The organism is Paenibacillus sp. GYB006 (genome assembly GCF_036577645.1).
Lineage (GTDB): Bacteria > Bacillota > Bacilli > Paenibacillales > Paenibacillaceae > Paenibacillus.
This window is the reverse complement of record NZ_JARBDA010000032.1, coordinates 1-8,181: the sequence shown is the minus strand read 5'-3', so window position 1 is coordinate 8,181 and position 8,181 is coordinate 1. Positions and strand designations below refer to the sequence as shown.

General features: G+C 34.4%; 9 protein-coding genes. All 9 read left to right on the top strand.

The annotated features are described in order from the left end of the window. The first annotated feature begins 1,479 nt into the window (after positions 1-1,479). Positions 1,480-1,899 carry a hypothetical protein gene (locus PV403_RS24530; protein WP_213534566.1) on the top strand — a complete coding sequence of 140 codons (420 nt, stop codon included), beginning with the start codon at positions 1,480-1,482 and terminating at the stop codon, positions 1,897-1,899. A gap of 482 nt (positions 1,900-2,381) precedes the next feature. Continuing rightward, positions 2,382-2,780 carry a hypothetical protein gene (locus tag PV403_RS24525; RefSeq protein WP_213534568.1) on the top strand — a complete coding sequence of 133 codons (399 nt, stop codon included), beginning with the start codon at positions 2,382-2,384 and terminating at the stop codon, positions 2,778-2,780. A gap of 495 nt (positions 2,781-3,275) precedes the next feature. Beyond that, complete coding sequence (locus tag PV403_RS24520) at positions 3,276-3,881, top strand: recombinase family protein (protein WP_202032988.1); 606 nt, start codon at positions 3,276-3,278, stop codon at positions 3,879-3,881. A 373-nt stretch (positions 3,882-4,254) separates the two neighbouring features. Continuing rightward, positions 4,255-4,455, top strand: a complete 201-nt coding sequence (locus PV403_RS24515; protein WP_213534577.1) for a hypothetical protein — start codon at positions 4,255-4,257, stop codon at positions 4,453-4,455. Between the two features lie 11 nt (positions 4,456-4,466). Further along, positions 4,467-4,799 (top strand): YolD-like family protein, encoded by a 333-nt coding sequence (locus PV403_RS24510; protein ID WP_332086253.1) that lies wholly within the window; start codon positions 4,467-4,469, stop codon positions 4,797-4,799. Positions 4,800-5,021: 222 nt separating this feature from the next. Continuing rightward, entirely contained in the window at positions 5,022-5,609 is a 588-nt protein-coding gene (locus PV403_RS24505; protein WP_213534579.1) for a hypothetical protein, read from the top strand. A 135-nt stretch (positions 5,610-5,744) separates the two neighbouring features. Continuing rightward, entirely contained in the window at positions 5,745-6,119 is a 375-nt protein-coding gene (locus PV403_RS24500) for a DUF2750 domain-containing protein (RefSeq protein ID WP_213534580.1), read from the top strand. Between the two features lie 419 nt (positions 6,120-6,538). Beyond that, positions 6,539-6,988 (top strand): DUF2538 family protein, encoded by a 450-nt coding sequence (locus PV403_RS24495; protein ID WP_191805219.1) that lies wholly within the window; start codon positions 6,539-6,541, stop codon positions 6,986-6,988. A 40-nt stretch (positions 6,989-7,028) separates the two neighbouring features. Further along, a complete protein-coding gene (locus tag PV403_RS24490; protein WP_191805221.1) occupies positions 7,029-7,931 on the top strand; it encodes a tyrosine-type recombinase/integrase in 903 nt (300 codons plus the stop codon). Positions 7,932-8,181: the final 250 nt, after the last annotated feature.

Sequence of the window (8,181 nt, the reverse complement as noted above, 5' to 3'; positions counted from 1 at the left end):
TTCCTATGCCCTTTTACGACACCTCAGCCACTTGCTACTCCTAAGCTTTCATTTTTCACACTTTGACTAAGGAGAAATCCTGCGAATTCATGAGCCAGAGTGAGTTATTTAAATCATTTCGAGGGAGTATAAAAGAATTAAAATTAACAGCAGCCTTTTCTGGCTGCTGTTTTCACTAACATGCTGGTAATAGAAATTAATGCACTTCTTCAGCAAGGGAAAGCCAAAAATATTCCCCTATACCAATAAGAATTTCTTCCTTACTATCGTCACTAATAGTCGCTACATGTTTAACAGCTTTTATTTAAAACAGGTTGTACAAGTCTTATTCTGGCGATGGAATCGAATGCAAGATTATATCTTTCTTGATAAAGCTCTACATATTGTCACAAGTTCATCCGGAACAGTCCATATTTCCCCGAAATAAAACTAAAGTAGACTTTGTTGTATTAGTTTATGAATTGACACCTAGAGCCCCCTTCTTAACTGCTCATGCGACTTAAATTCAAGGCTATAGTTTCCATATACTCTTGATCGAAGCCACGGTGCCTATCTTTAACGGAGAGTCGCTTAACCGTAGCTTCTTTTCCCGGCTTTGTTCGTTCGTTTAAACACTCCATTTGTTTGAATCATTGGCAAAACCTCCCCTATGAGCTTTCCGTCTCTTTCCTTCTCGGTTACCAATACCTTTAACATTGGTGGTATGGAGTATACAAAGTCAAGCATCTGTCGAAATGTCTTAGCCGGTTTATTGGTAAAAGACGAGTGTTTTAACAGTGATGGTAACCGTGCGTGTAAATATACTGTTTCAGGAGATATCGTTTACAGTCTTGACGAAATTGAAAAAGATATTGCTGATTAAGTGATTAATGAATTCTCAACTAAGAAACCGGAACCGACGAATTATCCAATAGAATCATATACTGTCGATTCGAAAGGCCCGTGCCCATCTAACAAAAACTAATTCAGTACCTTTTTTTTGTGGGTATGTTTAAAGTGTATGTATTATGTATTCGTAGTAGTAAAGATCTTCATGATTTATGTTATTGATTACGGTGTATGAAACCTACGATTTTGGAATTTTGTATATAGCCAATAATATTAAGGAAGTAGTATTAGTATTTCAAGCTTCATGGAGACAAAGACACGACTGATTCGTAAATATCAAGTAACTACTATGGGTACAACATTAACTGGTTTGATTTTGGAGCTCATTTGTCCGACTTTAACTTTTATATAAAATAATCCACATCTTAATCTTTATTTTAATTCTTGCTTATGAGGATATTTATTATTTGATAAATTTCCTATCATTAAGAATACTAATCAGAGAATCAATCGAACACTCTCATTTTTTTAAATCTGAAAATATAGCCACAAGTATATTTTTTCTTCAGCGGAACATAATATCTAGTAGTTATTGTGAAATATAGAAATGTGTAACAATTAATTTTTATAAAAATGGAGGGTTTTGTTAATATGAAAAAAAATATCCTTAGTGCGTTGATTTTAGCTTTGTTAGTACAACTTTCCTTAGTATCATTTAGCTTTGCACTAGCAAATCCCAAAAATCTGTCTGCTGTAGAATTCTATAACAAAATAGATCATTCTGTTTTTAGTGAATACCAAAATGCTTCATTAAATCTTAAGGAGTATATACAAATTAAAGATTTAGTAAAAATTACTGACAAGATAGATAATAATACAAAAGACAAGTATGAACGAGTATTCAAAGAATATGCAGCTCATAATTCGAAAGAATGGGATAATAATAAGTATGTGTATGTATTTATTAGTTTTAAAGATGAACCGAAATATACGAGTTCAAAATATGCAATATTTGACGCCACAACTTATCAGTTAATGTCATCTGGTAAAGATTGGGGTCTTAAGGAATAATACTTTCGATAAACAAGATGACTTTAAATTGAAGTCATCTTGTTTATCGTTTTCTAAGAGTTTATAAGTTATTCTATTTTAAGATATGCCAAAGGATATACAGTTATTGGTATATGAAATACTTTATTAGCAAGAAGCAATGCCTAACTGGTACTAAATAGTTGGAATACTAGGAATGTGTAATCACTTACTTGAAATTAGTTATTAAATCGGTAGAAAAAGCCAAAACTCTATTTTTTATACGAAGCAAACGGTTTACTACATAAACAACCATTAGGCATTTGGATTTAATCCTGTCAGGTAAGTACATTGAAGTATATCCTCTCGCTAAAGTAAAGAGTTATTAACCCAAAAATATTTCCTCTCTTAAAACTGTGACATAACACATAATATTACAATTAATGTCAAAATAAAAGGTAGATTTGTGAAGTGACACATGATAGTATAAATTTACAAATCTTTTATTTTATGGAGGTGATTTCATGAGAAAAATATTGCTTACTTTTTTTGTTTTGTACTTGGCGGTTGTTACCCCTGCAAGTGCTGCGACGGGACCAATTAATACTACAGGGTCAAGTTGTGGATTTGGTATTACAACTGTGAGTGGGCAAAAATATATCTATGCTTTTGCGGGAACGTACCTTAATACAAGTGATAAATATCGTAAAGTTTTTGTCGCTGTGAATTTATCTGAAAACGGATCAGTAGTTAAGTATGCTGAAGATACTAAAGAAAACGATAATTATGCATATACAACCACAGGGAATTATCTTTACAATAGTTCCCGTACCTATACTTGTGGATCAATACATAAAGTATATGAAGGAGATCAAATTTATAATCATACTGTGGCAAGCAGAACTTATCCTATAACAAACTAATAACCTGGAATTGCACATACCTTGAACTGAGATACTTATCCTCATTTTTAAAGTACAAATAAACATTAAACTTACAAAAAAGAAACGAACAGGCACTGCTCGTTTCTTTTTTGTGCTTTATACAAGATTTTCTTTTTTAACGTATCATGTGTACATAAAAGCTGCCGATCGCGAAAACCGGCTGCTCTTTCAGAGTAGGAACTTGATTATTTTTTATTACCTGTTCAATTTCATCTATTGAGTCTCATCTATTCATCTAATTATAAACAATAAATCAATTAAGCCCCATATTTATACTAATTGTTATATATTCTATTTTTGAGTCTCTACCGTCCATAAAGGTACACCATTATAGACACTCAGCAAAGTAGTGTAATTCAGTCTATATATTACGACAATTAAACCTTTATAAACGTCTATAAACTAATTGTTGTTTATATACGTCTAGGGTTATAATGAAGGCAACAAGAGATATAGATTGGTGGTCGGGATACAATGGGAATTAATTTTGGGTACACTCGTGTGTCAACTAAAGAACAACACCTGGACAGACAGTATGAAGCATTGAAGCCATATGTAACGAATGATAAATATATTTATAGTGATAAGGCATCAGGTAAGGATATGGAACGAGAAGGTTTTCAAAATATGCTGAAGGCTATGCGTAAAGGCGATACCCTCTATATCAAGTCTGTAGATCGTTTAGGAAGAAACAAGGAACAGATCAAACAATATTTACAATACTTTAAGGATGAAGGTATTCGTGTAAAGATTATTGATTTACCCACGACTATGCAGGATGTTCCCGAAGGCCAAGAATGGGTTATCGATATGATAAACAACATTATAATCGAGGTTTATACATCCATTGCACAGCAGGAACGTGAGACTCTTCTACAACGTCAAGCTGAAGGTATTGCGGTTGCTAAAGCTAAAGGTAAACATTTGGGAAGACCTAAGTTAGAACTACCTGAAGAGTGGGGTAAACTGTATAAGCAGTGGAAGGCAGGAAAGATTACAGCCGTAGCATTTATGGATATGGTCGATATGAAGAAGCCGACCTTTTATAAAAAGGTGAAGGAGTACGAAGCCACTTTGTAGGTATGCAGCCATCAACAGTAGGGAATTAAATTCTAAGTTTTCCAACCTAAGGTTTATTTTTATCAATATACAACTAAAACTGATCTTATACGTCCGTTTAAAACGATTTTTATTTTCATTTATGGGTAACTGGTCACAAAAATGCTTCTAAAACGGTCCAAGTTTTACTATGTAAAAATTACCGTCATTTTGGATCCTTCAAAAGGCTAGCACTAACAGCTGGCTTTTTTTTGTGTTGAAATAAGAACATACGTTCGCTTATAATTACTTGTATGAAGAAGCTGAAAGGATGGATACTATGCTCGATGATTCCGAACGCAAGATACACCGGATACTACACAACTACTCCGTTGGACGAGGGCGGTTACCATCTATGCAAGAATTGATGATTAAAACCGGAAAGTCTGAAAAAGACATTACTGAAACGCTAATTAGCCTGGAAGATAAGCTTTTTATTATTTGGGATAATAAGCGACAAGTCGAATCGGTTAAATTACTTCAAGGTTGGGAACAGCAGCTTAGAAGCGAACCGTTTAAACCTTTAGACAATCTAGATTACTGGACCAAGTATTAGGAGGCAGAAGTGTGTCAAAAAAACTTAGCAATAACGGTTTATATGAGTCTTCACGTATGATGCTTCCGGAACACCGAGAAGCGTACAATGAATATATGTCTAAAACTGATCTGAAATTAAAACCGATCATCGATGAGCAGGAATGGCAAATGATTGGGGCTGCACTTTCAGAGTCGTTATGTGGCCATGTTAAAGTAACTCTGACGTTGTATGCTCCACACGAATTTAAAGAGTTGACAGGTCTCGTTTCTGTAATCAACACGTACCGTAAGGAAATAAAATTCCATTATGACGATGACTGGGAATGGATTTCGTTCGATAGAATTGTATCGGCCCGTAGATGAATTTAGGAATAACATATATGAATAAATCAAGGTGTTCCTGGTTATTGGGAGGCACTTGGCAATTAAATGAGAAGCGTGTTAAAAGAGTAGTGTGGCACTTTTTTAGAAGTACAATAACAGGAAAGATAGGTGGAAGTAAACCACTATTGAAATATCTAAGAGAGAATAAAATTAAAATACAATATCATTATTATTTTTAGTTTATAAGGAGTTGAATTTTTGTTGGATTATCCATTAATGCATCCACCATTTGAGATAAAAGATTTTAAGGAGATGACGAGAAAAGAAGCTAGGGTTCATTTTAATTGGTATGTAAATGAAATACCGATTCGAATCGAACTCTTAAAAAAAGCATATGAATTTACAAGTAATGGATCAGAAACAGATCTCGATTATTCTCCGGAATCCTTAATTCCTTTATGGGAATGGTTTGTTAATGATATAGCTGAAGTGGTGAACCTGTCGAAGGAAGAAATAGAAAAAAAATTATCTGAAACACCTGAATGGATACACTCTTATATTAAAAGAAACAAATTGAGTGTTTCTAGCCAAGGAGTTGCACTGGATATAGGATTATACCTGGCCGAGACCCTTAAAAAAAATATAGATTCATTATATTGGGATTTTAAGTCAACTTCAAAAACGTATATTTTTTGTAATAAACCTATACTAAGGCATCCCACTGTAAAATGGTATGATTTTGAACCTGCTCATATGGTTTTTAACTTGCTTTATAATTTATTAGATGGTAATAGGGATATAAAAGCTTTATATGAATTATATACAATTAATCAAAAATATTTTATTTAAAGGAAAAAGTAAACGATCAAGCAGTTCTGTTTAAAAAGCGCTGCTTGATTTGATATATTAGTTCCATTCAGTTACTATATCCATTAAGTAAAAATGGATACAATTAATTATGATAAAAATAAATGAGGGATTGGAATGGATAAAAAAGAATTTGAAGCTGTTATTCAATTACCTTCAAATATTCGTTATGAATATTTTATTAAAAAAATAGCCGATAATGAAGAAGTTTGGGCTCTCTATGATAATGGTTGGGCTTTAACGTCAGACGATAACGGGAATCTATTATTTCCTTTCTGGCCAAAAAGAGAGTTTGCAGAAGCATGTGCGATTAAGGAATGGGAATTATATAAGAGTGAATCGATAGTTTTATATGAATTTATAGATGATTTATTACCACACTTGAAAGAGGAAGGTATAAAACCTTCTATATTCTTTAATAATGATGACTCTGCAGTATTAGAAGTCGATGTCTTAATTAAAGATATTTATACAGAGCTAGAAAACTATTAGTCTAGATAGAAGTTTTAAAGACACCGATCATTAAGTTATGATCGGTGTCTTTAAATTTGTAATAGTAAGCTATTTCTTGGATCTATACGGAATAGGTAAAAGTTCTGTATTTGATACTTATATAATATGTAAGAAAAATTTTAAACATAACCTTTTTATGAAACTTTATCAATGCTTCCAAGTTTCTCTTTTAGTTGAAGCTAGAAGATATACAACAACGCTCGTCATCTTCTCTATACAAAAGATGACGAGTTGTGTTAAAATAAATGTAGCAAACCCTGATTCTACCGTTTGCTAAGCGCAAATAAACTTGTCATCTTCTATAGAAGCGAAATGAAGGAGCCGAAATAGTCAACGGTGATCGAATCGAAGAATGGTTGTAAGTAAATATTACCAATACATAAGGAGAGTGAATTGAAATGTATTTTGTAACAGATGAACATAAAAATAATTTTGAGATGCTTGTTGAATTTTATAAAGCCGAACAAGATTCGGAGTACAAATCAGCTTGTTATGTATTAGCACTTCCGGAAATTTATAATAAGGTCAACGGGAAATTTGGTGAACGACCGTTTGATTGGATGTATAAGTTTGAAGAAAAAGAAATAGTAGAAGAAGATTTTTGGACTAAAGAAAAAAGGGTAGTTATTGATCGTATTTATGAACTTGATGAGAATGGAGAAGAGTTGGAATCCCAAGCTTATGGTTACCTCTCTAGTGGATATCGTAAGATCGTTCAACTAGCTCAAAATTTGTTTAACAGTTCTAATGAGTTCAACTTATGTGATGCGCTAGGTACTTGGGGGGATGATCTTTTTCAAGTATATCAACAAGCTGTTCTACTCCGGACAAAACGTCAAGAATCATAATAATAAGACAAATTTGACTTGGATAAGGAGTAAAATGCACATGTCTACTATGTTCGGATTATTTGAAAATCATCTACGTAAGTCAGGAGTATCCGAGCGGACCATATTAAATTATTTATCTACGTGGAACAAGTTTGAGAATTGGATTAAAGGAACTGATCCGGATCTGTCTGATGCCGGGACAGCCACACAAAAAGATATAGCGGATTACAAACGGTATATGCTGCTTTCCGGAGGAAGAGGAGGGCAGCCTGCCAAGCCGAGCACGATGCAACTTACGTTTGTTCATTTAAATGCGATTTTTCGTTTTTTTGCCGATCAGGGACTTATCCAAGATAATCCGGTGGGTCCAATTAAAAAACCGCCGGCAGCTAGACGGTCGCCAAAGTGGCTTACTCGAAATGAACAGAATGCATTACTGAGGGAGGTGCGCGGGCAAAATAGCAAACGGGATTATGCAATTGTGCTTCTCATGCTTCGGGCGGGCCTTCGAGTTCATGAACTCTGTGATCTTCAGAAAAAAGAGGTAATAATGAGTGTAAGGTCCGGCAGCGCATATGTTCGAGGAAAGGGAGATAAAGACCGGGAAGTACCGCTAAACAATGAAGTTCGTTCTGCATTGCAGAGTTACTTTGATGATCGAGATGATACGAGTCCGTATGTTTTTGTTTCACAGAGATCGAAGCAATTATCTGTTCGCGGTGTACAGCATATGATTGAGAATTATAGAAGCCGTACAAGAATTGATCACTTGACTTGTCATGCCTTAAGGCATACTTTTGGTCACGATTTGATTAGTGCTGGTAATGACTTGCAGCAAGTGGCTATGTTAATGGGACACTTTAAGAAAGATGGGACACCTAATATTCAGATGACAATGATCTATACGACACCTGGTATGGAGGATTTAACGTCTGCTGTGGAGTCAATTAGCTGGACGTGAAAGGAAGAAATGGGTCAATATAAGAAGGACTGACCAACATCATTTATCCTCCTCTGTATATCGACTTTTAACAGAGAACCTTGGATATTATTTCAAGGTTCTATTTATAGCGGGAATATAGAGTGACGGATTGTAATATGAAGTGCGACACCTAGTTCAAAATTAAAAATGGCCCATGGCCGGATTCGTGTAGAATGGAGTTACCACACAACACCTACAAGGAGAATCCGCCATGAGCTACACACATCTT

What these genes read in the sequence shown, in the direction of transcription:
- PV403_RS24530 (WP_213534566.1), top strand. Translation starts at nt 1,480, where the DNA reads ATGAAAAAAAATATCCTTAGTGCGTTGATTTTAGCTTTGTTAGTACAA.
- PV403_RS24525 (WP_213534568.1), top strand. Translation starts at nt 2,382, where the DNA reads ATGAGAAAAATATTGCTTACTTTTTTTGTTTTGTACTTGGCGGTTGTT.
- PV403_RS24520 (WP_202032988.1), top strand. Translation starts at nt 3,276, where the DNA reads ATGGGAATTAATTTTGGGTACACTCGTGTGTCAACTAAAGAACAACAC.
- PV403_RS24515 (WP_213534577.1), top strand. Translation starts at nt 4,255, where the DNA reads ATGCAAGAATTGATGATTAAAACCGGAAAGTCTGAAAAAGACATTACT.
- PV403_RS24500 (WP_213534580.1), top strand. Translation starts at nt 5,745, where the DNA reads ATGGATAAAAAAGAATTTGAAGCTGTTATTCAATTACCTTCAAATATT.
- PV403_RS24495 (WP_191805219.1), top strand. Translation starts at nt 6,539, where the DNA reads ATGTATTTTGTAACAGATGAACATAAAAATAATTTTGAGATGCTTGTT.
- PV403_RS24490 (WP_191805221.1), top strand. Translation starts at nt 7,029, where the DNA reads ATGTCTACTATGTTCGGATTATTTGAAAATCATCTACGTAAGTCAGGA.